General features: G+C 58.3%; 19 protein-coding genes. 8 read left to right on the top strand and 11 right to left on the bottom strand.

Annotated elements, in window-relative coordinates:
* Positions 1-221: 221 nt before the first annotated feature.
* The 7 genes from HMPREF2847_RS05730 to glf form a co-directional block, all read right to left on the bottom strand.
* A complete protein-coding gene (locus HMPREF2847_RS05730; RefSeq protein WP_070851791.1) occupies positions 222-1,265 on the bottom strand; it encodes an alpha/beta hydrolase in 1,044 nt (347 codons plus the stop codon).
* 473 nt (positions 1,266-1,738) lie between these two features.
* On the bottom strand, positions 1,739-2,758 hold the full coding sequence (locus HMPREF2847_RS05735) for a decaprenyl-phosphate phosphoribosyltransferase (protein WP_048734319.1): 1,020 nt from the start codon (positions 2,756-2,758) through the stop codon (positions 1,739-1,741).
* A gap of 29 nt (positions 2,759-2,787) precedes the next feature.
* On the bottom strand, positions 2,788-3,378 hold the full coding sequence (locus HMPREF2847_RS05740) for a phosphatase PAP2 family protein (protein WP_070600976.1): 591 nt from the start codon (positions 3,376-3,378) through the stop codon (positions 2,788-2,790).
* Positions 3,362-5,422, bottom strand: a complete 2,061-nt coding sequence (locus tag HMPREF2847_RS05745; protein ID WP_070851792.1) for a glycosyltransferase — start codon at positions 5,420-5,422, stop codon at positions 3,362-3,364. The genes HMPREF2847_RS05740 and HMPREF2847_RS05745 overlap by 17 nt, the downstream gene beginning before the upstream one ends.
* A gap of 199 nt (positions 5,423-5,621) precedes the next feature.
* Entirely contained in the window at positions 5,622-6,635 is a 1,014-nt protein-coding gene (locus HMPREF2847_RS05750; RefSeq protein WP_070851793.1) for an alpha/beta hydrolase, read from the bottom strand.
* Positions 6,636-6,817: 182 nt separating this feature from the next.
* Positions 6,818-7,738 carry an EamA family transporter gene (locus tag HMPREF2847_RS05755; protein WP_246821957.1) on the bottom strand — a complete coding sequence of 307 codons (921 nt, stop codon included), beginning with the start codon at positions 7,736-7,738 and terminating at the stop codon, positions 6,818-6,820.
* Positions 7,739-7,774: 36 nt separating this feature from the next.
* On the bottom strand, positions 7,775-8,971 hold the full coding sequence (glf, locus tag HMPREF2847_RS05760) for a UDP-galactopyranose mutase (protein ID WP_070851814.1): 1,197 nt from the start codon (positions 8,969-8,971) through the stop codon (positions 7,775-7,777).
* Positions 8,972-9,299: 328 nt separating this feature from the next.
* On the opposite strand from glf, the gene HMPREF2847_RS05765 reads away from it, so the two are divergent.
* Both HMPREF2847_RS05765 and HMPREF2847_RS05770 read left to right on the top strand, forming a co-directional pair.
* Positions 9,300-10,805 carry an N-acetylmuramoyl-L-alanine amidase gene (locus tag HMPREF2847_RS05765; protein WP_070851795.1) on the top strand — a complete coding sequence of 502 codons (1,506 nt, stop codon included), beginning with the start codon at positions 9,300-9,302 and terminating at the stop codon, positions 10,803-10,805.
* Between the two features lie 86 nt (positions 10,806-10,891).
* The gene (locus HMPREF2847_RS05770; protein ID WP_070851796.1) at positions 10,892-13,297 is read left to right on the top strand and encodes an N-acetylmuramoyl-L-alanine amidase; all 2,406 of its coding nucleotides are present in this window, start codon (positions 10,892-10,894) and stop codon (positions 13,295-13,297) included.
* A gap of 53 nt (positions 13,298-13,350) precedes the next feature.
* On the opposite strand, the gene HMPREF2847_RS05775 is transcribed toward HMPREF2847_RS05770, so the two are convergent.
* Positions 13,351-14,184 carry a Cof-type HAD-IIB family hydrolase gene (locus tag HMPREF2847_RS05775; protein WP_070437289.1) on the bottom strand — a complete coding sequence of 278 codons (834 nt, stop codon included), beginning with the start codon at positions 14,182-14,184 and terminating at the stop codon, positions 13,351-13,353.
* Positions 14,185-14,190: 6 nt separating this feature from the next.
* On the bottom strand, positions 14,191-15,840 hold the full coding sequence (locus HMPREF2847_RS05780) for a lysophospholipid acyltransferase family protein (RefSeq protein ID WP_070851797.1): 1,650 nt from the start codon (positions 15,838-15,840) through the stop codon (positions 14,191-14,193).
* 442 nt (positions 15,841-16,282) lie between these two features.
* Between HMPREF2847_RS05780 and HMPREF2847_RS05785 the strand changes: the two genes are divergently transcribed.
* The 6 genes from HMPREF2847_RS05785 (at position 16,283) to HMPREF2847_RS05810 (ending at position 23,403) form a co-directional block, all read left to right on the top strand.
* The gene (locus HMPREF2847_RS05785; protein WP_070652834.1) at positions 16,283-18,019 is read left to right on the top strand and encodes a glycerol-3-phosphate dehydrogenase/oxidase; all 1,737 of its coding nucleotides are present in this window, start codon (positions 16,283-16,285) and stop codon (positions 18,017-18,019) included.
* Positions 18,020-18,268: 249 nt separating this feature from the next.
* Entirely contained in the window at positions 18,269-19,018 is a 750-nt protein-coding gene (locus HMPREF2847_RS05790; protein WP_187401111.1) for an MIP/aquaporin family protein, read from the top strand.
* Between the two features lie 84 nt (positions 19,019-19,102).
* Positions 19,103-20,659, top strand: a complete 1,557-nt coding sequence (gene glpK / locus HMPREF2847_RS05795; protein ID WP_070851798.1) for a glycerol kinase GlpK — start codon at positions 19,103-19,105, stop codon at positions 20,657-20,659.
* 142 nt (positions 20,660-20,801) lie between these two features.
* Positions 20,802-21,974, top strand: coding sequence for an alpha/beta hydrolase (locus HMPREF2847_RS05800; protein ID WP_070851799.1), 1,173 nt, complete (start codon positions 20,802-20,804; stop codon positions 21,972-21,974).
* Between the two features lie 254 nt (positions 21,975-22,228).
* A complete protein-coding gene (locus HMPREF2847_RS05805) occupies positions 22,229-22,564 on the top strand; it encodes a PadR family transcriptional regulator (RefSeq protein ID WP_070833560.1) in 336 nt (111 codons plus the stop codon).
* Positions 22,561-23,403: a DUF5808 domain-containing protein gene (locus HMPREF2847_RS05810; protein WP_070851800.1), complete on the top strand. Its 843-nt coding sequence runs from the start codon at positions 22,561-22,563 to the stop codon at positions 23,401-23,403. Before HMPREF2847_RS05805 ends, HMPREF2847_RS05810 begins: the two co-directional genes overlap by 4 nt.
* Before the next feature lie 316 nt (positions 23,404-23,719).
* On the opposite strand, the gene serS is transcribed toward HMPREF2847_RS05810, so the two are convergent.
* Together serS and HMPREF2847_RS05820 are read right to left on the bottom strand one after the other, a co-directional pair.
* A complete protein-coding gene (gene serS / locus HMPREF2847_RS05815; RefSeq protein WP_049181855.1) occupies positions 23,720-24,982 on the bottom strand; it encodes a serine--tRNA ligase in 1,263 nt (420 codons plus the stop codon).
* 46 nt (positions 24,983-25,028) lie between these two features.
* Positions 25,029-25,679, bottom strand: coding sequence for a LysE family translocator (locus HMPREF2847_RS05820; protein ID WP_070851801.1), 651 nt, complete (start codon positions 25,677-25,679; stop codon positions 25,029-25,031).
* Positions 25,680-25,751 lie beyond the last annotated feature (72 nt).

Here is a 25,751-nt window from a genome sequence, read left to right on the forward strand (position 1 = left end):
CCGGAAAAGACACACTTTTCTTTACTTAACCCGTTACCCACACCTTCCGCTCAGCATCCAAACCCGGACTCGACACAGAAAAAAGACCAATCCCAACAAAAGGATTGGTCTTTTTTTCAAAATTGAGACTTCTTAAGAAGCTAGCCCCTTTAAGCAGTTATCCAGCACCAGAGCTAGGTCAGCACACCAGGGCACCAGAGCGCTCTGAAACAAATACCGACTTAAAGCCCCAGCGCCCCAAGAATGTACGGGCGAGCAAGCGCGGCATCACGGCCCCACAGCTCCCACGAGTGGATACCGTTCGGGCTGTAGACAAACTGCGCATTGAGGCCGGCAGCGCGAGCGTCCTGCTCAAAGCGCTGCGTCGAAGCGCGGGAGACGGACTCCATTACGGCACGCCAGACAGTGTCAGGGAGCTGCGGCACCGGACGGTTCAAAACCTCCGGGTCACTCCACAGGCTCTGAACACCCTGGGCGGAGGAAACATACATCGGCAGCCCCTGGAGCTGATCGAGCAGCATCGAAGGGTCATGAGCCTGGCGTTCCGCCGACGCCGGAACCGGAAGACCCCACATGCCAGTCGGATTCACAACACCAGTGCCGGCCACCATTGCAGTGGTACCCGTAGCAACTACCGGGTTGGACATCTGGTAGTAACCGGACAGCGAAGTGACCTGCTTGAACTGATCACGGTGACGGGCCGCCAGTGCCACTGCCGCGGCTGCGCCCATGGACAAACCAGCAATCGCGTTGCGGTTTGGATTAACACCAAACTCACGCTGCAAATAGACCGGGAGCTCCTGGGTCAGGAAGGTTTCCCACTTCTGGGTCTTGACCCCTTCAGCGGTCACTGCCGGAGCGTTCCAGTCGGCATAGAAGGAGCCGTCGCCAGCAGCCGGCGCAACCAGAGTGATGTTGTCATTGGCAAAAGTCTGAGCAATATGGCCCGACCAAATCCAACCGGACGCACCCTTATTAAAGCCCCACAGACCGTCGAGCATGTACAGGGAGGCATCGCCGCCACCAGTAGCCGCCTTGATCTGAACCGGAATATTGCGGTTCATAGCTGGCGAGAAAACCTGGCAGTACTGAACCCACCAGTTGTATGGATCCCACTCACAGCCTGGGCGCAGTCGATCACGGTTTGGATCAGCACTCGCGTCCTTCGCGGATGCGAGCATGATGCCGCCAAAGACCATCGCAACCGCTACGAGGGCAGCTACGACCTTCACCGTGAAGTTACGACTCACTGCAGTAAAGCTCATCGTTCTCCTCATTAACTTTCGGACTTACCTCCGCGCCAGACTTCTCGGAGGCAGTCGCTTGCGCGAGCTTTCGCTTTTCTGCTTCCAGTTGTGACGCGACAACTGGAGACTCCACAAAAGAATCTCGAGTATGTAACGATACTCAATCGTTTCCCTACAACCAAGTTAAAATCGTAACCATTCCGTAATATTTCTCACATTTCCCGACAAAACTATCTACCACAAGGAGAAACACTGTTTACCAGCGAGGAATTACAGAATTGTAATTCTGCCCCCGGCTGACCCGTAGGACTGACTGAGACATCTAAAACACGCCTACAAGAACCCCAAACACAACCTAAGTACTAACGAGGTACAGAAAAAGCCCATGCACCCCTCGATGCATGGGCTTTCAGCTACCAACTGAACCCGACGAGAAACCGACGAGAAACCGACGGAAACCGCAGTTCGCTTAATGGGAAAAGAGCAAGGAACTACCCCAGAGCCGGAACAGCGTAGACAGCGATGGCAATGGACAGCAGCCACAGGACGGCCAGTGCCTGCAGCGGACGGTCCTTGAGCGCAATCTCATCCGGGCTTCCCGCATCACCACGGTCGACGTCGGCTGCGAAGCGCAGGATGGCCACAGTGAATGGAACCATCGAAATCTCGTACCAAATAGCCGAAGTGGACGAAGTGCCCGGTGCGCGCCCCATCTCGAAGCCCCACAGCGCGTAGCTCAGTACCACGGCGGTCGCAGCGAGGGTCCACACAAAGCGCAGGTAAGTCGCGGTGTAACCCTGCAACGACTTACGAATCTTCTTACCTGTACGCTCCGCCAACAGCAGCTCAGCGTAACGCTTACCGGCTGCCATAAACAGCGAACCAAAGGCGGCAACCAGCAAGAACCACTGGGACAGGTTGATGTTGGCAGCAACACCGCCGGCCATTGCACGCAGCATGAAACCCGAGGACACCAGCGCAATATCAATCACCGGCTGATGCTTCAGACCAAAGCAGTAACCGAGCTGCAGCGCAATGTATACAGCCACAACAATTGCTAGCCCCGGCCCCTCAGAGGCAAACCAGGACACCGCAATCGAACCAATAATCAGCGCGACCGCCATAATGTACGCCATGCTCACCGGCAGTACGCCAGCGGCAATTGGGCGGAAGCGCTTGGTTGGGTGCGCACGATCAGCCTCGACATCGCGGGCATCATTAATCAGGTAAATCGACGATGCTGCCAAACAGAAGGCCACAAACGCCACCAGGATGTCGACGGTCAGCGTGCCGATCGAACGTCCCGAGTCCATGATCTCGTTGCCGGCTGCCAGTGGAGCCGCAATGACCAGGACGTTCTTCACCCACTGCTTCGGGCGAAGCGCCTTGATCATGCCGTCCAGCAGATTCTTCGGCGGATGCCCCTGCGGGTGCGCAGGCTCATCGATACCGGAAGTGTGCGGCTCGGACCCAATCCTTGATTGAGAAGCTTGCCGCTGGTTGGCCGACACATTGGCCAAGTTGTCGTTCTCCGCCTGTGTCACTGTGCATTCCTTTCCGCAATGGAGGGCTGTCCACCCTGGTTATGCTGCGCCTTTTTCGGCTCGATGACCTTATCACCTATCCTGTCCACCGCAAGAGCAGTGGCTGTACCCAGCGCCGCTCCGAGAGCAACATCCGTCGGGTAATGCACTCCCAACACCAGGCGAGAGAGCATAATCGCCGGCACCCCCACGGCCGGTGCTGCCGGGTAACCCAGCTTGGCAATCCCCACCAGCGCCGCCGTCGTCGACGTCGCGTGCGAGGACGGGAAACTCAGCTTGCTCGGTGTACCAACGCCGATTGCTATACGACGGTCATGGGGACGCGGGCGACGGACAATGCGCTTAAGCACCACCGATGCCGCATGCGAGGTAAAGGCGGCCACACCGACCTTTGCCCAGCCAATGCGTCGCTCCTTATCCACCGCTGCTCCGAGAGCAGCGAGCCCCATCCACCCAAGGGCGTGTTCACCGAAATAGCTCATGGCACGCGCGGTGGGCAGCACCCCCGGGACGTCGTTAAGCGTGTGCTGAATATTAACGAGAACGTCGGACTCGCCGAACGGATCGCCTTTAATTTTCGAAGACATTCGCCCAGGCCTTCCTACTGGTCAGATGGTCATAGGCTGCGCGGTAGCGTGCCTGCATTTGCTCAAAACGCTCCTCAACCTGCTTTTGCAGCTCCCAGGATTCTTCCAGCAGAGCCTTGGCCTTGTCGCGGTCACGCTGGCGATACACCACGCCACGGCCGTCAGCGGTACTAACGGTGGCACCGTCCAAGCGAGACAGGGAGAACCAACGAGCCTCCAGCGGCGCCAGGTTCGCCTGCGGCACATCGTGGTGCTCGGAGTTTTCCGGGCGCACGCTGTGCAGCAGCCCCTTGGCCAGCCAACCGACCTTCTTCAGCTTGCCCAGACGACCACCGACATCCTTTGTCGGAACCCCCGGAATACCGGAGGGCTTTGGCAGATCACCTGCACTCGGCAGCACAACCGCGTCGGGGAAGCTCTTGCGCAGGGCATTGATGCGCGGCAGCGAAGATTCGAGAATGTCGAACAGATGCTCCGGGCCTGCCAGGAAGTCCTTCATGGCTTCGTTTTGGATGGCAACAGTGGAGTACTCCAGGCACAGGAGGTGCTTGAACGTGGCCTTGCGCATGGAACGCACGATGCCGGCAGCATCGCCCTCGTGCTGAAGAGCCGCGACAATCAAGCGGTTGCGCAGGTGGAAGTACGCCTGCCAATCAATCGCATCGTCCTTATCCGACCAGGCCATATGCCAAATTGCAACGCCCGGCCACGTGGCCGTCGGGAAGCCTGCCCTGCCTGCGCGCAGGCCGTATTCGGCATCGTCCCACTTAATAAACAGAGGCAGCGGCTGACCGATTGTCTCAGCAGCGACGCGCGGAATCAGGCACATCCACCAGCCGTTGAACTCAACATCGATGCGACGGTGAAGGTCCTTCGAATCAACAACCTCACCGGTTGCGTTAGTGCCGTGCTCCCCGCGATCGCGCAGCGGGTGCGCATAAAAGTCGTGGTCATAGTGGACGTGTGGCGCGGAGGTCCACATGAAGTCATGGCGACCGATAACCTCACCCATCGAGTGCAAGTGGCTGCGCTCCTGCAGGTTCAGCATCTGACCGCCGACCAACATCGGGGACTTCGCGAACCGGCCGACGGCGACCGCGCGCAGAATAGAATCCGGTTCGATGGCGATGTCGTCATCCATGTAGAGGATGAACGGACTATCGGTCGCTCGCTTCGAATCCGAATCCGGACCGCCCAGGGCCTCGTACATAATGCGGGAGTACCCGCCAGAACCACCGAGATTTCCCTGAGGGAAGATACGCAGGCGGTCACCGAAGTGCTCGGCGACAGTATCGAAGCCCGGCTCGTCTGCCGGATGCTTCGTGCCCTGGTCAGGCATCAAAACAGCGTCGATGATGGCGTCAACTTCCGAATCCGAGGACAGCGCCTCGAGAGCAGCAACTGCATCGGTCGGGCGATTGAACGTCGGGATGCCGATAGTGACGCGTCCCTCCGGCGCCGGGTGCTCCGTGCCGTCCGGGTACGTCTGGCTCGGTGCCTCGATATCGGAGTACCAACCTGCGGAGTGGATTACCAAGTCCGTCTCACAGGTGAGGTCGAACCAAATCCAGCCGCCGTCTTCAAATTGCGTCAGCGGTACTGGGATTTCGCAGACGTGGACATCCTTGCCGTCCACCTTGGCTTCTGCACCTTCAGCTGCCGCACCCAAATCACCGACAACTTCGCCGGTCACGGCGATGCGCGCACCGTCAATCTTCGAACGGTAAATGTCCACACGCGCAGTACCAGACAGCTCTAGGCGCAGGACAACATTGTCCAGATTCGTCCACCGGCGCCAGTAGCTGGCCGGAAAAGCATTGAAGTAGGTTTCAAAACTAACTTCATCACCCGCCGGAATAGTGGCTGAGGTGCGGGAATGTGCTTGCACACGACCGGCATTAGTCTCCGGCTCAACCAAGTAGAGCGAGCGGACATCACGGGGCTCACCCAACTTTGGCAGCAAAATCCGCTGCAGGCGTTCAACGGCAAGGCTTGACGACGTTGTCGGGGTATGTGTCCGCTTTTGTTCAGGCTGTGATGCCATGAGACGTATCAACCACTTTCCGAAAGGTCTACCGGGGATGTTGCCGCCGATAAGTTACCGACGTTTCTATCTCATAGCATCCTAGTGCCAGTGGCGGATTGCCTCTTGTTGCCACGCTAGCGACAGCCCAGAATGTGAAAGCCCCTACGCGCTGCGGACTATCTGCTGCGCATAGGGGCTTTTCGTTCAGGTTCTAGTTTTAAGCTCCGAGGAAACCTTCGATGCGGGCCTTGGAGTTCTGGAGGTTACGGTCCCAGGTCGGCCAATCGTGGATACCGGTCGGCTCGTATTCAAACGTCGCATCCAGACCGGAGGTACGAGCACGCAACTCAAACTCGCGGGTGGACAAGCGGGACAGCGACTCCAGCGCAACGCCACCGGCCTTCGGGACGACACGGTAGAGGTTCTTCGGGTCACGAACCTCATCCGGAACACCATTTGCCGAGGTAATAACCAAATCCAGCCCCTTCATCTTCTCGACATTCAGGTACGGATCATTGCGGACACGCTCCGCTGACATAGGCGCACCCCACATGTCGAAGGAGCTGTAACCAGCCGACAGCTGAGCAGCCTCAATTGCAGTGGTCATACCCGGCGCAGTGGTGTGCAGGTAACCGGAGAAGGCAAGAGCCTGACCGAACTGGTCTCGGTGGTTGTATGCCAGCGACAGTGCAGCAGATGCACCCATGGACAGACCTGCAATGGAGTTACCAGTGCGAGAAATGCCGAACTCACGCTCAAGGTAAACCGGCAGTTCCTGAGTTAAGAAAGTCTCCCACATGTTTACAAACGGACCGTGCACACTAACCGACGGACGCTTCCAGTCGGTGTAGAAGCTACCGCCGCCACCACCTGGAATAACTAGGTTGACGTTGGATCCCTCAAAAGTACGTGGGGCGTTACCGTGCTCCACCCAGTCTGAGGCATCAGCCGGGCTACGCAGGCCATCTAGCAGGTAGAGAGCCTTGTTACCACCATTGGCAGAGGCCACAATCTGAACCGGAATATTACGATCCATGGCCGGCGAATAAACCTGGCACTTCTGGGTGAAGTACTGGTACGAATCCCACTCACAACCCGGGCGCAGCGAGCCTCGGTCACCTGCCGCGCTCGCGGCCGGCGCCATGGTCAATGCAGACGCAGCCACAGCTACTGCGGATGCAACGGCTGCAACCTTTCGGCGCCAACCACGGAAAGTAGAGGTGATTTTCACGTGTGCATTCTCCTCACAATGTGCGATTCCCCACGGCCGGTGGGAGCTATCAGGCGTGTTTCCTCTTCAGGGAATTACCTTAAGAAACAATAAATCTTCGACAAACTTACCCGCATTCACTGTTGTTTTCCAGCAGAACACGTCGAAACCCCACCTTTCGGCGGGTTCCGGTATTCGCGTTTCTACTGCGCAAGCTCGCGCGACTCCCGCGCCCCACGCCAGGTAATAATCGCGCCGGCTACCGCGATCAGCACAATGCCCAGCGCCATGGACCAAGTCACTCGGTCACCGGAAAACGCCCAGCCCAGGATTGCACCGATAACCGGATCCAGTGCAAAGAGCGTGCCGACGACCGCCGCTGAGACAATTCCCGCAGCGATGGTGTCCATCACGTAGGGAATAACAGCACCAATGAACCCAGAAATAACGATGGTGGCCCACATCGAACCGTCGACAAGCGGTGCGGCGGAAACGGAAAACGGCGCGAGCACGATTGCTGCGACGACCACTGACAGCGCCAGATCCGGCATGCCGCCGCCCTCGGAACTGCCCATTCGGGCGGAGAAGAGTGTGTAGGCGCCGAAGAAAATCGCGCCGATCGCGGCGTAACCAATGCCGATAAGGTCCAGGTCATTGGAGGGCTGGGCGATTAGGGCAACGCCGATGAAAGCGACGATGGCCCACAGGCGGGATCGCCACATTTTCAGACCCAGGAAGGACACGACGCAGGGGCCGAGGAAGTCGATGGTGACGGCAACGCCCTGCGGGAGGCGGGCGATGGCGGCGTACACCATCATGCTCATCATGCCCATAGCGACGCCGTAGACCACGATGTTGATGGCACGAGCGCGGGTCATTCCGGATAACTTTGGCCGGAACAGAACCACCATGATGATGGCGGCAGCGGTCATGCGCAGGCCCGATATGCCCGGCGCGCCGACCGTGGACAGCATGTCGGTGACCAGCACGGCCGCGGCCTGGGTGCCGAGAGAACCGATGAGAACCAGAATTACGGGAGCCACCGGCAGGGTGAGAAACTTGTTCACACGCTGTAGCAATGGCCCCTGCTGGGGAACTTCGGTTTGGTTTTCTTCGCGCGACACTCGCGCAATACTAGCGCGGGAGCCGCAAGCGGCAAACTAGTGCCCGCGCTCCTGCTCAATCGCTTCACCATCGTTGAAGAACGGTGCAATCTTGTTGTCGAACATCGACAGTGCGGAACCGATGGCCATGTGCATGTCCAGGTACTGGTAAGTGCCCAGGCGACCACCGAAGAGGACCTTGTTCTCCTGTGCTTCTGCTGCAGCGAGCTTGCGGTAGGCCTCCAGCATCTCGCGGTCTTCCGGAGTGTTGATTGGGTAGTACACCTCGTCGCCATCGTCGGCGAAGCGGGAGTATTCCTTAACAATTACCGTCTTGTCCTTGACGTAATCGCGCTCCGGGTGGAAGTGGCGGAACTCGTGGATACGGGTGTACGGCACGTCCGCGTCGTTGTAGTTCATCACCGAGGTGCCCTGGAAGTCGCCAGTGTTGAGGACCTCCATCTCGAAGTCCAGCGTGCGCCAACCCAGCTTGCCTTCTGCGTAGTCGAAGTAGCGATCCAGCGGGCCGGTGTAGACAACCGGGGCATCCGGGGAGGCAGCGCGCAGCTCGTCGCGCACCTCGAACCAGTCGGCCTCAACGACAACGTCAATCTTGTCGGAGGTCACCATGTTTTCCAGCCAGGCGGTGTAGCCGTCGACAGGCAGACCTTCGTAGGTGTCGTTGAAGTAGCGGTTATTGAAGGTGTAGCGAACGGGCAGACGGGTGATGTTGCCGGCCGGCAGGTTCTTCGGGTCGGTCTGCCACTGCTTGGCGGTGTAGTGCTTGATAAATGCCTCGTACAGCGGGCGACCAATCAGGGAGATTGCCTTTTCCTCAAGGTTCTTCGCGTCACGCGGATCCAGACCATCGGTCTGGTCCTTAATCAGCTGACGAGCCTCGTCCGGGCTGTAGTACTTGCCGAAGAACTGGTTGATCAGCCCCAGCCCCATCGGGAACTGGTATGCGGTGCCCTTGTACATAGCGAACACGCGGTGCTGGTAGTCGGTGAAGTCAGTGAACTGGTTGACGTAGTCCCACACCCTCTTATTAGAGGTATGGAACAGGTGCGCACCGTACTTGTGCACCTCGATCCCGGTCTCCGGCTCTGCCTCCGAGTAGGCGTTGCCGCCGATGTGGTTGCGGCGTTCAACAACGAGCACGCGCTTACCCAGCTCATTGGCGGTCCGCTCAGCAACGGTCAAACCGAAGAAACCCGAGCCGACCACGATGAGGTCGTAGGTGTTGTCCTTGATGTCCTGTAGGGACTTCGGAGCAAATTCATTGGCAGTGGTGTTCTTTTCGCTACTCACGCCTTAAAACCTATTGCATTTCCATCCGGTTTGCGGGTGTACACGCGGGTTTTACGACGTCCACGTGAGCCCGGCCCAACGTTCGTTTGGTCACATTATTTGATAATTTTCCCAAAATTAACGAGGAAACACAGATGTCTCACTAGATTTTTTTAGTCACACTGGTAACATCCTCCTCAGAATTTTCTGTTGCTTTGCAACTTTCCTTCCCTTCGACCCCGGGTAGACCTCGGGTCGATAACCCTGTACCCCATTTTTTGGAGCTTTTACCGTGCCAACTCGCCGTCGCATCAATGCCCCGTCGATGGGCCGTCGCACCTTCCTCTATGGACTGGCAGCTACTACTGCCGCAGCTCCACTAGCAACATGGGGTATTCGCCAGGCCCCTACCCTGGTTGAAAGCCCAGGCGTAGGCCCCATCGCGGCCAAGATCTCAACATCGCCGCTGGTTGACGCTGTCACGATGATGATTGACGACGCAGCCGTCGGCACCCATGCCATTACCGATGCCCTGCACCCGCTTCGCGGATTCGTAAAGGACATCACCCGCGACGAACCGTTCTCCCAGTTCGCACTCACCTGGCCGGGCGATGACAATCTGCAGCTCTACGTTCGCGCCGAGCGCGAAGACGGCAGCTTTGGCCCGTGGTTCCACGCTGATTCACACGGTCCGATGAATAACTCCGGGCAGTCCGGCACCGAGCTGCTGTTCGTTGAGCCCACCCGTCGCGTGCAGGTGTCGACTGTCGGCCTGAACCTCCTCGAAGGCCTGGATCCCCGCAACATCATTGGTATCGACAACCTTGACCCCGCCACTATCGGCGGTTCCCTGCAGGACCTCGTCAGCGCTACGGCCGCGTTGTCCCTCAACGCCGTCCAGGCAGTTTTCATCGACGGCGTAGAGCAGGTCGGCGAGGTTATTCAGCCAGTTGCGTACGAGTCGTCGATTGCCGGCGCGCCAAATGTAATCAGCCGTGCAGCGTGGGGCGCAGATGAGTCCATCCGCAGCGGTTCGAGCTCCTACAGCACTTTCAAGGGCACGTGCATCCACCACACCGCGGGTTCCAATAACTACTCAGAGTCCCAGGGGCCAGCCATTGTCCGTGGCATTTATGCCTACCACGCAAATACGCTGGGCTGGGGCGATATTGGCTACAACGCGCTGGTCGATAAGTACGGCAACATCTACGAGGGCCGCTACGGTGGCCTGGACAAGAACATCGAGGGCGCACACGCAGGTGGCTTCAACAACGGCACCTTCGGTATCTCGGTGATGGGCAATCACGACCAGCTGGAGATTCCGGATGCGGCCGTCACTGCACTCGGCGAGATGGTCGGCTGGCGCATGAAGGTCGGTGGCGTCGATCCGATGTCCACCGCCGCGCTGACCAGCGCCGGCTACTCGAAGGCACGCTACAGCTCCGGCCAGACCGTGAACCTCCCGGCCATCTTCGGTCACCGCGACACCGGCTACACCTCCTGCCCGGGCACCTTCGGCTACCAGCAGATGGATGCCATCCGCGCTGCAGCCAAAGCCAAGTTTGATGGTGCCGGTGGAGCGGATATCGCCGGCCGCTCGACGGATCCGAACAACCAGGACGGAGAGGCCGCCAGCATTCCGCCGATTCCGGGCACCGGCGAATCGGGCGACAACGGCGGTTCCCTCGGAAACGTGGAAACGCCCACGCCAGGCGAGGTTGTTGGTGAGTTTCTAACTGAATCCCTGCCAACCAACCCTGCCGAAGCTACGCAGGCCTGGTTCGCACCTCAGAACTAAGCCCCCCCGCTTATCTAATCCAGGCATAACCACATCACATTTGTGGTGTAACACCAGATTTTCGTAATCACCCAGGAGTTATTACCGTGTTTAGTCGCCGCCGCATCAATCGCCGCGCAGGTGCCAAGCAATCCTTGGTACTCGCTGCCGTGGCGACCCTTGCCCTGACACCCGTTGCCGTTGTCGGCGCAGGTGCCGCTTATGACCTCATCGAGGAAAACGGCGCCGGCCCCATCGACCCGGTTGTCCAGAGCAAGTCGCTTGCAGACAGCGTCTCCGTTCTCGTCGAAGATGCAGCAATCGCAACGCAGTCGCTTGCTGACGAGGCTCATCCCAACCGCGGTGTCGTCAAGGAAATTACCTCCGATACTGAGTTTTCCCAGTTTGCGCTGACGTGGGCCGGCGACCCTGATATCGCCAGCTTCGTCCGCGCCGAGCGCGCCGACGGCTCCTGGTCCGACTGGTTCAGCGTTGACCCGGACTACCCCGCTGAAGGCAATGGCAACGGCCTGAACGGAACGGAGCTCATCTACATCGAGCCAACCAAGCGTGTTCAGGTTTCCACCCACGGACTCAACATCTTCGGCCCGGGTTCCGGCGTGGATCTGAAGGACATCAAGGGCGCTGAGAAGCTGGATTTGTCCAAGCTCAACCTCGACGAGATTAATGCCGAGGGCGCCAAGAAGGCCGTGGAGGATGCAAAGGATTCCGCTACGGATGCGGCCAAGGATGTCGCCGAGGCCGCTTCCGACTACCAGCAGACTCCGGATGCAGCTCCTGGGGACGCACTCGATGACCCGACTGCTCCGAACGCTAACGACGCTGCAAATCTGGACTCGCCGAATCTCCCGGTGAAGTGGACGGACATCGAACCGGTCGCCGATGAACTGCCGATCGACCAGGTCGACGCAGTGCTAATCGACGGCCAGGCTGCTGCATCCGGCATCGACCCAATTGTGGATGCCAAGAATGTCACGGGCATGCCGAAGGTCATTACCCGTGCCGGCTGGGGCGCCAACGAGAATAACCGCTGTAAGGGCGCGGACTACGACAGCAAGCTTGTCGGTGCCACCGTGCACCACACCGCTGGTTCAAACAACTACACCGAGAGCCAGTCCGCTGGTATCGTCCGCGGCATTTACCAGTACCACGCACAGACTCTGGGCTGGTGCGACATCGGATACAACGCCCTTGTCGACAAGTACGGCAACATCTACGAGGGCCGCTACGGTGGGCTGGATAAGAATGTCCAGGGCGCACACGCAGGTGGCTTCAACACCGGTACTTTCGGCATCTCCATGATGGGTAATTACTCTTCGGTTGCTCCCAGTGAGGCTGCACTGAACTCGGTGGGCAATATGATTGGTTGGCGCCTGAAGGTCGCCGGCATCAAGCCGACCGGCCAGATCCAGATGACTTCGGGTGGCACCAGCTACTCCAAGTACGGATACGGTAAGCAGGTCACTCTGCCGACAATCTTCGCGCACCGCGACGTTGGTAACACCACCTGCCCAGGTGATGCTGGCTACGCCCAGATGAGCAAGATCCGCTCGATTGCCGAGAAGAAGTACAACACACTCACCAGCGGAAAGATTGATAATGAGGGGCCTGACGGCTTGATTGATCTCCTCGTTCCGCAGGATGAAAAGGACGATAAGACCACCGAGAACACAGACTCGCAGTCGAGCACGTCGACCTCGACCACTTCGACCACCTCGGCATCCACGGGTACGTCCACGACCTCGTCCTCCGAGAAGTCCTCGAGCGCATCGAGCACCACTTCTTCGACAACGTCGAGCTCCGACTCGACCACCTCGGGTACTTCGAATACCTCGGAGCCAACCGACGCCACGAACACCGGTGACACTGCTACGGCTGACTCCTCCGCACCGTCGGCAAGCGAGCAGAGCAACTCCTCCTCGCCGAGCGCATCCGACGAGCAGCAAAAGGCACAAGCTCTGGAGACAGTCTCGGGTGCACGTTCGATGCTGGCCTCGGCGCTGGGCATGCTCGGCGCACCGGGGCTCGGACAGACCGCCGATGCGATTCTGGGTGCCGTTGGACGCTCGATTGAAAACGGCCCATCGATTGCTGACCTGCCGGTCCTGATTGACCAGATCATCACTATCAATGAGCAGAACGACCTGGCTGCCGAATGGCGCCAAGTCTCCGAGGAAATGGGCTCCGTTCTCGGTTACGCAATGTCCGGTATCCAGAGCGGTTCTACCGTAGCGAACAATGCTGGCCAGGCCGATGCCCTGCGCTACGTGAAGTTCTCCAACGGCGTAATCACCGACTCCGACACCACCGGCGCGCACGCTATCTGGGGCAAGATTGCTGATGAGTGGGCCCGCCAGGGCTTCGAGGTCGGCAAGCTGGGTGCCCCGACGAAGACCCAGGTGGTCGATGGAAACATCGAGCGCGCTGAGTTCCAGAACGGTTCAATCACCTTCGACCGCACCACCGGCGAAGTCAAGACCGAGCTGAAGTAAACGCTGTCGAGCGCTGGGTGAGCTAGCTGGCGCGGGGAAAACCTCGAGGCTAGCTAGAACCAGCGCTCCAGCACGCGAGCAACACCGTCATCATCATTGGTGGCGGTGATTTCGTCTGCAATCTCCTTGACGTTGTCAGCCGCATTGCCCATGGCCACACCCGTGCCCGCCCACGACAGCATCTCGATATCGTTCGGCATGTCACCGAAGCAGACCACATCTTTCGCGGTCGCTCCGACCAGTTCAGATACGTATTCAAGCCCGGCGCGCTTAGTCACGCCCGGCGCGGACACCTCCAAAAGCCCGTCCGGCATGGAGTAGGTCACGTGCGCCAGGCTCGCGTCAATTGCGGGGGCGACCAGTTCATATAGCTGGGCACTGTTCACATCTGAGTTTCGCAGCAAGAGTTTCGTCGCGGGTTCTGACAACACGGCCTCTTCAGCAAGCTCACCGTGCTCATCCGATTCCCACGCATGGTCATAGGACGGTGCCACCACAAAAAGCTCATCGATGGCGTCATTCGCCGATGTCCCAGCGCGCTCTGCCGCAATGCCGATTCCACCGATGGATCGCGTCGCTTCGCGCGCATGCTTAACGACGTATCGCAGCGTCTCTGGCTTCAGTGTGTTGGCGGCAACTACTTCATCACGGCCGGAGTCGTAAATCACGGCGCCATTGGCGCACACGCACAACGGCTGAACCGGCAGCTGCTCGAGCACTGGCTGCAACCACCGGGCCGGCCTTCCCGTGGCCAGCACCAACGGGGTGCCGCGGCGTAGCATTCGCGTGACGGCCTGTCGCAGGCGGGGAGTTACCCGCTCCCGCGAGTCGATGAACGTCCCGTCAATATCCGAAGCTACGAGTAGTGGATGTAGTCTCTCGGTCACTTCGAACTACTTGCCGTCCTCACTGTTGTCATCTTCACCGTCATCGCAGAACCGATCGTGCAACAGCTGCAGCGTTGCAGCTACTCCCCCATGCTCGACAGTGTCGATTACCCAGTCCGCGTTCTTCAGCAAGGGCCAGTCCGCATCGGCCATAACTACCGGCATGCCGACACGCTGTGTAGCTTCCTCAAAGTTCGAGCGACCGGCAAAAAGAATCGCGGTTTCTTCCTTGCGAGCCTGCTTGCGCAGCGTGCTAACCACCGCATTTGTGACGTCCAGCTTGCTGGCGCCCTCCGGAAGTTCCACGACCTGCAGGTCAACCGATTCCAAAGCCGATAGATTCGGCTTATCTCCCGACTCGTGCAGAACAACGATTGTGGCTCCGACATCACCGAGCTGCTGCAAGGCCTTGATAGTTTCTTCGCTAATTGTGCCCGCGTCGTCGGCAAGCGATGCGGGGTAATCGAAGATAAACGTCTCCGGCTGAGCGGTGATGAGCCTGTTCAAGCGCTGTGGAAGCTTGTCGCGAATCATCATCGACTGGCCGATAAGACGGTAAACGGTCTGCTGCGTCTGTTCAACACCAGAGGCGGAGGCCTTCTCGAGCTGCACGTACGCTTCGCGGAACGTCACGCGCATCGAATCCGTGGCAGTACGCACGGACTCCTTGCTCTCCTTGGCGCCGGCGACGACATCATCGGCCATCTGTTCCACAGACTGACGGAACTGCGCCAACAGCGCGGTCGTCTGTTCCCTTCGACGAGCAGACTCCGCGCTCATCGTGTGCGAGGCATCGAGGAACTGCTGCCTGGTCTGATCGCCGAATTCACGCGCGCTATCGCCGAATTCACGCGCCGACTCGGCTAGCTTTTCCTTGAATGCAGCCAGGTCACCGCGCAAATGACGGATACGCTGGCGCTCTTCTTCGACTTTCAGGTCCTCTGCCTGTGCCTCTTCGAAAGTCGGTGCGCCACCGCCAAGACGAGCCGGCACCCAGTAGGCGCCCTTCGGCAGGGGACCTTCTTCAGCTGCGTACTCGTCCCAGAGCTGACGAACGCCCTGATCCATGATTTCGTGCAGCTTCTCGGTGGCTTCTGCCGGATCCCCCTCCGGTGTCCACGGTGGCAAAACCGTAATGTGAATCGGAGTATTGCTGCGGCCGAGATGCTTGGGGTGCCCCTTCGTCCACACGCGCTGGGATCCCACAATCAGCACGGGGATGATGGGCTTGCCGGTGCGCTGCGCCATACGCACTGCGCCGGACTTCAAATTCTTGACCTCGAAACTGCGCGAGATAGTCGACTCCGGGAAGATACCTACCAACTCGTCGTTTTCCAGCTTCGCGCAGGCCTCTTCGAAAGACTTGGAGCCGTCAGTGCGATCGACCGGAATGTGCTTACAAGCACGCATGATTGGTCCTGCGACCGAGTGGTCGAACACTTCTTTCTTCGCCATAAAACGGACAAAACGGCGGTGCTTGCGGAATGGAAGACCGACATAGGTGAAGTCCATGTATCCGGTGTGGTTAGTAACGAGAACGGCCCCAGAGTCTTTCGGCACGTTTTCCCAGCCCTTAACGGTGAACTTCAAACCTTGGGCAAAGAAGACGGTGCGCGCCAATCCGATAATCGTTAAGTACACAGGATCCTTGAACATGGCCTTTACTCTACAATCTTTCGCACCCCTTAGCGGGGCAATATGTACTGGTATCTGAGACTCGTGAATAAATGTCGTTACAGGCTCATATTCATGTGTAAATGCGAGCGCAGTTCCAGTCATCGCCTCTCAAATACGCCACACGCCCGCCGTGCACCCATTGCCCACCCATCAGCCATCTTTGATACCCCCATTATGGGGGGTTTCATTGCCAGCTGACTTTCAGTCTAAAAGTGGAAAACCTCTATTAACATAGCCATCTACCTGCGGAAAATCGGACAACATTACTGGCGCGATTTTCGTGACTTTTTGCCCCATTATTTATATCTACGTAACCGTAGGTTGGCGCTCACAAGTAAGCCGAGTTTTGGTAACCTGAGCCATGAGCCGAGAAATTCTCTTCGACGAAAAAATCAACGCCCCCACCGGGAAGGATTGGAAAATGTCGTCCTCTTCATCTCTCGCCCCATCTGCAGTTCTGAACAAGGAACAGCATGAAAAGACCTGGGAGAAATTCGGTACCGAGCAATACGACGTCGTCATTATCGGCGGCGGTTCTGTAGGCGCTGGCGCTGCGCTCGATGCCGCAACCCGCGGTTTGAAGACTGCGGTCATTGAAACTCGTGACTTCGCAGGCGGTACCTCTAGCCGCTCCTCAAAGATGTTCCACGGCGGTCTGCGCTACCTGCAGATGTTGGACTTCCGCCTGGTAGCTGAATCCCTGCGCGAGCGCGAACTGTCCATGTCGCATCTGGCACCGCACCTGGTTAAGCCACTGCGCTTCGTCTTCCCTCTGACTCACCGCGTATGGGAGCGTCCGTTCATGGCATCGGGCTTCTTCCTTTACGACGTCATGGGTGGCGCCAAGCAGGTTCCGATGCAGAAGCACTACTCCCGCAAGGGAACCCTGAAGCAGGCTCCGGGCCTGAAGGAAGATGCCGTGGTCGGCGGCGTTCGCTACTACGACACTCTGGTTGACGATGCCCGTCACACCATGACTGTCCTGCGCACCGCTGCTCACTTCGGCGCTGACGTCCGCACCTCCACCCAGGTTGTCGACTTCGTGAAGGAAGGCGAGCGCATCGTCGGCGCGAAGCTCCTTGACACCGACACTGGCGCGACCACCACTATCCGCGGCAACGTTTTCGTCAACGCCACCGGCATTTGGTCCGATGAGATTGAGAAGCTGGCTGGCGTCACCGGCAAGTTCCGCGTCCACACCTCCAAGGGTGTCCACATTGTTATTCCGAAGTCCGCTCTTGAGGGCTCGGTGGCAATGACCTTCGTGACTGAGAAGTCCGTCCTGTTCGTTATCCCGTGGGGTGAGTACTGGATTATCGGCACCACCGACACCGACTGGACCATGAACCTGGCAAACCCGGCAGCTACCCGCGCTGACATCGACTACATCCTCGATCACGTCAACGCCAAGGTTCGTCGTCCGATTACTTACGACGACATCGTCGGTGTCTACTCGGGTCTGCGTCCACTGGTGGAAGGCGACTCCGACTCCACCACCAACCTCTCCCGTAACCACGCTGTTGCCCACGTTGCTCCGGGCATGGTCTCCGTCGCAGGCGGTAAGTACACCACCTACCGCGTCATCGGTGCCGATACCATTGACGCTGCAGTCCAGGATGTCCCACGTAAGGTACCGGAGTCCGTCACCGCTGATGTCCCGCTACTCGGTGCTGATGGTTACCACGCACTGAACAACCAGAAGGCAGAGCTGGCCAAGCAGTTCGGTATCACCGAAAAGCAGGTCGAGCACCTGCTCAACCGCTACGGCTCCCTCATCTACGAGGTTCTGGCTCCGGCAGCCGAGGACAAGTCCCTGCTCGAGCCGCTGGAGGCCGCTGAGCAGTACATGCGCGCTGAGGTCCTCTACGCAGTGACCCACGAGGGCGCAATGCACCTCGACGATATTCTGGAGCGCCGCCTGCGTGTCTCCATGGAGTACGCACACCGTGGCGTCGACAGTGCCCGGGCCACCGCGGAACTGGTTGCCCCAGCTCTGGGTTGGGACAAGGAGACGATGGAGAAGGAAATCAAGGTCTTCATCGAACGCGTCGAAGCAACCCTGGCAGCTGAGCATGAACTGACCGACAAGGCCGCTAACGAGATTGCTGCTCATGCAGTGGAAACTCGCGCGGACGTCGACGTCAGCCTCGACCGCTAGTTCATTTCCCACCCTCCCCTAGGTGGCCATACGAGTTAGCTCTTGAATGGCCACCAGCGCTGTAGCCACAACGAAATAGCTTCCTTCTCGGGAAAACGGCTTCGCACTTCAAAGGGCTGATGGGGTCGAAATAAAAGTGCCGGCGAAAAATAGTTTCTCGCCGGCATTTCTTATACCTAAAGAATTCTACGTTGCAAGATTCATCGTGACCTTGCCCGGTCACGACTCACAGAGAGTTTTCTACATCTCATGGAGACAATCACAGGATCCCAGGCATTCCTCTGGGAGTTTTTCGGAACCGCCATTCTGATTCTGCTCGGTAACGGAGTCTGCGCCTCTATCAATCTCCGGACTACCCGCGCAGCAAATGCTGGTTGGATGGGCATTGCCTTCGGTTGGGGTATGGCCGTTTTCGCTGGCGCATCTATTGCCGACGTATCCGGCGGGCACTTGAACCCAGCGGTAACCGTTGCCCTGGCAGTCAAAGGCAGCCTGGCTTGGAGCCTGGTCCCCTACTATGCCGCAGGTCAGCTGTTGGGCGCATTCGTAGGTGCAATCCTGGCATGGGCCGCGTTTAAGCAGCTGTTCGATGCCAATGGCGTTGACGACAACGGCAATCCGACCAATGCAAATGCCGAGACCGGTGGCAACTTCTTCACCGTACCGATTCATCCAAATAACTTCTGGAATGCCGTCACCGAGTTCATCGCGACCTTCGTTCTGCTCGCATTCATCCTGTTCGGCCCAGCCGGCGGCGAGCTTGGTCCGCTGACCTACTTCGGTGTCTCGTTCATCATTGTGTCGATTGGTCTTTCCCTTGGTTCCCCAACCGGTTACGCCATCAACCCGGTTCGTGACCTCGGCCCCCGTCTGGCCTACGCTTTCGTGCTCCCGATTAAGGGCAAGGGCGATGCGAACTGGGCATATGCATGGGTCCCGATTGTCGCACCGATGCTGGCTGCCGTAGCTGCAGGCGCTCTTGCCTTTGCCATCGGATAACGGGAATATGAGAGTAATCGCACAATAAAATAGCGCAAGTCCGAAAACTCACATTTACACACAATTTCGCTAGGAGTATCCCCCATGATGCACAGCAAATATGTCCTCGCCATTGACCAGGGAACTACTTCCACCCGCTGCATCATCTTCAACCATGACGCAGAGATCGTCACTGTCGCCCAGATGGAGCACAAGCAGATCTTCCCGGAAGAGGGCTGGGTCGAGCACGATGCCCAGGAAATTTGGACCAACACCCGTCGCGTAGTCAGTGAAGCTCTCGCTGATGGCGACATCTCCTCCCAGGACATTGAGGCAATCGGTATCACCAACCAGCGCGAAACCACTGTCGTCTGGGACAAGAACACTGGTGAACCGGTCTACAACGCCATCGTCTGGCAGGACACCCGCACGAACGCCATCTGTAAGGAGCTCATGGGGGATGAAGGCGCGGACCGCTGGCGTGAGACCACGGGCCTGCGTATCAACTCCTACCCGGCTGGACCAAAGGTACGCTGGATTCTCGACAACGTCGAGGGCGCTCGCGAAAAGGCTGAGGCTGGCGACCTACTCTTCGGCACGATCGACACCTGGCTGCTGTGGAATCTCACCGGCGGCGCAGAGGGCGACAACGGCGAATCTGCAGTCCACGCAACGGACGTCACTAACGCATCCCGTACTCTCCTGATGGACCTCAAGACCCTCGAGTGGGATGAGGACATTTGCCGTGAGATTGGCATTCCGATGTCGATGCTGCCGGACATCCGCCCGTCGGTAGGCGACTTCGGCCGCGTTCGCGCCCGCGATGCGCTGTCCGGCCTGCCCATTACAGGTATTCTCGGCGACCAGCAGGCCGCCATGTTCGGCCAGGGCTGCTTCGGCGAGGGCGACACCAAGAACACCTACGGCACTGGCCTGTTCATGCTGATGAATACCGGCGAGAACCCGAAGTGGTCCGAGCACGGCCTCATCTCCACCGTCTGCTACCAGGTCGAGGGCGAGAAGCCGGTCTACGCTCTCGAAGGCTCTGTCTCCATGGGCGGCGCACTTGTTCAGTGGCTGCGTGACGAGCTGCAAATGATTCCAAATGCCGCTTCCATCGAGAACAAAGCAAAGAGTGTCAAGGACAACGGTGGCGTGTACATCGTGCCGGCATTCTCCGGTCTCTTCGCTCCTCGTTGGCAGCCGGACGCCCGTGGCGTCATCGTCGGCCTGACTCGCTTCGTTAACCGCAACCACATCTCCCGCGCTGTGCTGGAGGCTGCTGCGTACCAGACCCGTGAGGTTCTCGATGCCATGGTCGCAGAATCCGGCACGGACATCACGACGCTGAGCGTTGATGGCGGCATGACCATGAACGAGTTCCTCATGCAGTTCCAGTCCGACATCCTAGATGTCACTGTCACGCGCCCGAACAACATTGAAACCACAGCTCTCGGCGCTGCATATGGTGCAGGTCTGGGCGTTGGCTTCTGGTCGAGCTTGGATGAGGTCAAGGCTCACATCACAATTGACAAGAAGTGGCGTCCGAAGATGGAGGCCGAAGAGCGCGATCGCCTGTTCCACCAGTGGAACCGTGCCGTTGAACGCACCTACGGCTGGGTCGAGGATACCGATGATGAGGAGGCACCGAAGCCTGAATAAGCCCTCGTAAGAGCCTAAAAATGGCTCGGAAAACCGGATCGGTTTTCCGAGCCATTTTTATTATAAATTCAGGGCTTATTTGTTATAATAAAATTATTATCACTACCATCCGCTCCTCGATTGAAAATAGAAAAGAGCAATCATGCGTCGCGCATCGATTTTCACTGCGAGTGTGACCACCGCCCTGACTTTGACACTGGCCACCCCGGCAGCATCAGCAGCCCCAACGGACTTCATCAAGAACCCGCTGGAGCCAACCCCTGACCCGCAGTCCACTGCAATGGTCGAGCTACCAACCACCCCGGCACCAACTACCACGGTTGACGGACGCCACGTGACGGTCACCGACGGCTACATGACCTCACAGGATGGCAAGGGCACCCAGATTTACTGGAAGTCCAACACCATTCCGAACGCCAAGGCCACTGTCGTCGTCGTGCATGGCGCTGCAGAGCACCTGGGTCGCTACGAGTGGGTAACCGGCAAGCTTCTGAACGCCGGCTACAACGTCTACCGCCTCGACCACCGCGGTCACGGCCACACGGGTCAGGTTGAAGGCACTCCAGTTGCTCGTGGCCACATCGATGATTTCCACTCGCTTGTCGATGACCTGCACATGCTTGTAGAGAAGGCCAAGGCGGAGAACCCGAGCACGAAGACCTTCCTGCTCGGCCACTCCATGGGCGGTCTTGCTGTGGACTTCCACGGCATCAAGTACCCGGGCAGTGTCGACGGCATCGTCGCCAACGGCGGTGGCGCTCTGTTCAACCCCTACGGCGGCACGGACAAGGGCGAAACCATCACCCCAGAAGCCATGACCGATGTCCAGCGCGAAGCACAGCCGACGATTTACCAGCGTCTGCCGTTCCAGGACATGACTACTTTCAACACGCGCATGCTCAAGGAAGTACCGAACCGTGCCGAGATGCGCGTCCCATCGCTGCCGGGCACTGACCTGATTCAGGTTGGCAACCCGCTGGGTGCGAAAACCTCTTCTTCCCAGGCAGTGCGTGATGAATACGGCACTGATCCGTACAACAACTCCAAGCTTTCGCTCGGCATGGGACAGCAGATGGCGTTTGCCGCTACCTACAACGGCACCAACTCCGTCGACTTCGTTGAGCCGACCCTGGTCATGATGGGTGGCCAGGATGAGATTGTGCCGCCGTTCTTCTCGCGTGACTGGTACAACGGTATCTCGTCCACCGACAAGCAGCTGATCGAGTTCGAAGGCCAGTTCCACGAGACCTTCAATGAGCCGGCACAGCATGAGGCCATTGCGACGGCTATTGCCTGGCTTGATGCGCGCATCTAATTGAGCGCTAAATAGGAACCGAACCGCTTCCTAGCTGTTACGAGTTCTTCATAGAGCTAACCCGGTGGAATGGGGGCGATTGTCTTCTGACAATTGCCCCCATTTTCTTTGCCCTGTTCTCTGCCAGCTATATAGGCGTTCAGTACTTGGCAATACAAACTACCGGGAGTATAGTTGGCATTACAAGGTACTAGGTATGAAAAGCATTATGCTCAAACAACTTCCTTCTACCGCCGGAAAGAAAGCACAACGCCATGCCCAAACGCCCACAAACGCAACTGAAGAAGGGGGTACTTGAGCTCGCCATTCTCAAGCTGATTTCTCGCGAAGAACTCTATGGCGCGGCACTCGTCGCAAAGCTCAACGCCTACCCCCACCTCAGCGCGCCCGCAGGAACCGTCTACCCCCTACTCTCGCGGCTGACCACCAACGGCTTGATTAGCAATCGCTGGGAGGAATCCCCCAAGGGGCCGCCCCGCAAGTACTACTCACTAACAGACAAAGGACTGCAAACACTCACACAGCTACATCAGGACTTCATCGACCTATCCGCCGACATGACCGCACTATTTTCCGAGGAGCCCCAATGAACACCTATCTCACCGCCATCGACCACAAACTGCGCGAAATCGGCATATCGCACGCACAACGCAAGGCCATCATCGCGGAGCAGGAGAGTCTTCTGCAAGAGCTTAACGACGTCCACGCGGACCTGGCCGAAGAGCTGGGAACGGCGACCGACTACGCCAATTGCGTAGCCGAACAAGTTGGTGAACCGAGCGCTTTGCGACGCTACCTCAGCAACCCACTTCGAGCATTTTCCAAGCGCGGTCGCGCTTCCCTGTGGAATATGAACGACCCGCGGATCCTCCAACCTCACCTGTTGGGTTTCGGCTGGTCCGTTAATTGGGCTGCGGTGGCCACCAAGCTGGGCATTGTCCGACCGGACGATATTGACGGTGAGGTTATCTCTGAAATTCCGGCTCGCGCGCTGCAGGCGACCGCTTTTCTCCCCGCGGCTGTGACGGTTGCGCACGGAGTCGCACTGGCCAGGTGCTGGAAGCAGTTGCCTTCAGAAGTCCATACAAAATGGAAGCTAAACGGCGAGGCAGTTCAAAAGACAGCACCGAAGGAAACTCTGCTTCTTCCCTTCGTGGTTTCTACGGTCGGAGCTGGATTCTCAGCTGCTTCGCTGCTCAAGGCAGATGACCGCGAAGATACTCTGCGCATTGCGTCCCTAGGCGTGCTCGCAAGCACGGTTGCGTCATCTCAGCTGATCGGCGTCTTCACGGAAGAAAACTCCGAGCTCAATCCAGCATTAGTCCAAGCTGGCGTTGCCGTGGCATCGGTCGCAGCTTCGGCCGCATGCCTTGTCTTTCCCCTCTTCGCTGGGCTGAAGGCCACGTGGCAGAAAGCTGGAGCAGCTTAAATCACGGTGCAGGAGACATCAGCAGGTGAAAGACTCATCAGAAAGATTGTTGTAATCCGAATGTTGTAAACAACCTCTACCACCTCGAGTGAGGCTATCCCCCTGATTCAGTTGTGTTTTCGGTTGTGTTTCTACACTCAACCTTCCTGGTGTTTTTACCTTCTCAATCCCCCAAGTAATTTTTTAGCGCAATTACACGACTCACGCCCGAAAAAGCCACTTCACGACACCTATGTCACCTCGTGCCAGCTGTGGAGGTGGCATGAGGTGACATAGGTGTCGTGAAGTCGCGGATGAGCTGGGGGCGGGGCCGCACCTACTTAACCGGCTCGAGAACTTCCTTGCCCATCATGAACGGACGCAGCGCCTCCGGAATCACCACAGAACCATCGGCCTGCTGGTGGTTCTCCAGAATGGCGACCAGCCAACGCGTCGTGGCCAGCGTGCCATTTAGGGTGGCGCAGTACTGCGACTTGCCATCGGCATCGCGGTAGCGGGTCTTCAAACGACGAGCCTGGAAAGTCGTGCAGTTCGAAGTCGAGGTCAACTCGCGGTAAGTGTTCTGCGTCGGAACCCACGCCTCGGTATCGAACTTGCGGGAAGCAGATGCACCCAGGTCACCACCAGCAACATCGATGATGCGGTACGGAACATCGACCGCGGCCAGCATCTCGCGCTCCATGTTCAGCAGCTTCTGGTGCTCTGCCTCCGCCTGCTCCGGCGGACAGTAGGAGAACATCTCCAGCTTGTCGAACTGGTGCACGCGCAGGATTCCGCGGGTGTCCTTGCCGTAAGAGCCCGCTTCACGACGGAAACAGGAAGACCAACCAGCGTAGCGACGCGGCCCCTCCGACAGGTCAATAATCTCGTTGGAGTGGTAGCCGGCCAGCGCGACTTCCGAGGTACCGACCAGGTAGAGGTCATCTTCCTGCAGGTAGTAAATCTCATCGGAGTGCGCACCGAGGAAACCAGTACCCGACATGGTCTCCGGACGAACCAGCACTGGCGGCACCATCAGCTGGAAACCATTCTGAGTTGCCTTCTGAGCAGCCAGGTTCATCATGGCCAGCTGCAGCATGGCACCGTAGCCGGTCAGGAAGTAGAAGCGGGAACCGGAGACCTTGACGCCACGCTCCATATCAATAAGTCCCAGCGACTCACCGAGGTCCAGGTGGTCCTTGGGCTCAAAATCGAACTGTGGAATCTCGCCAATTTCCTCCAGCACGACAAAGTCATCTTCGCCACCGGCGGGCGCACCCGTAACGATGTTGCCAATCAGGTACTGCAGACGCTCGACCTCAGCCTCGGCTTCCTTCTGCTCCGCTTCGGCTGCCTTCACGGCGTCGGAAAGCTCCTTGGCCTTCTCCAGCATGGCCGGGCGCTCTTCCTTCGACGCCTGACCAATCTTCTTACCGAAGCCCTTCTGCTCCGAACGCAGCGCGTCGGTGGAGGCAATAACCTCACGGCGCTTAGCGTCAGCTTCCAGCAGCTGATCGACCAATGCCGGGTCCTCACCACGGGTGCGCTGGGACTCGCGGGCTACTTCAGGGTTTTCGCGGAGAAATTTGAGATCAATCACGTCACCTAGAGTACCTGGTTTACGTCGATAAGCAGGTACGCGCGGGTTAGAGCGCCGCCTCCGCTCCTGAAGCGACCAGCAGCGCGCCGAGGACGAGGAAGATCGCGCCGGCGACAGTGTCAATCCACGGCCCTGCCAGCACCATTCGCTTGACGACGGCATCCGTCGACACCACGATTGCGATAAATAGGAAGAAAGTGATTTGGGAGACGATTAGCACCAGCGTACAAAGCACGAGCGTCCCCACAGATGCGCCCGCGGGAATGAACTGTGAAAGCACTGCCGTGAGAAAGAGAACAATCTTCGGGTTCGACATGTTGGTAAAAAAGCCCTGGCGGAACGTCGCCTTCGGCGACCGGAGCGCCTCGCTTCCCAGGGCTGGTGCGGCACCGGCGCGCAGTTCGCGGAGGGTATTGATACCTGCCTTGGCCATACTGATGCCCATGTAAATGAGATAACAGCCACCGACAAGCTGGATTACGCCCATCAGCAAAGGATTGGCGGTGATGACAGCTGCGAACCCAAAAACTGTGAGGGTCATCCAGATAGTGGCGCCAGTACTGATACCAGCAACCGCTGCGATGGCGTGCTTTCGGGATTTGGTGGCAAGGCGCAGGATTAAGAAGACGTCAGGCCCTGGTGAGGCCATACCAATAATGTGGACGCCCAGCAGGCTGAGTAGTGCAGTCCAGGTCAAGACTCGTGTCCTCGGGTAGCGAACGAATACCGGACTATTGTAGTGCTTAAAGCTCTTGAGCAAATTTGGACC

The sequence above is a fragment of the Corynebacterium sp. HMSC074C03 genome, assembly GCF_001838285.1.
Classification (GTDB): Bacteria; Actinomycetota; Actinomycetes; order Mycobacteriales; family Mycobacteriaceae; genus Corynebacterium; species Corynebacterium amycolatum.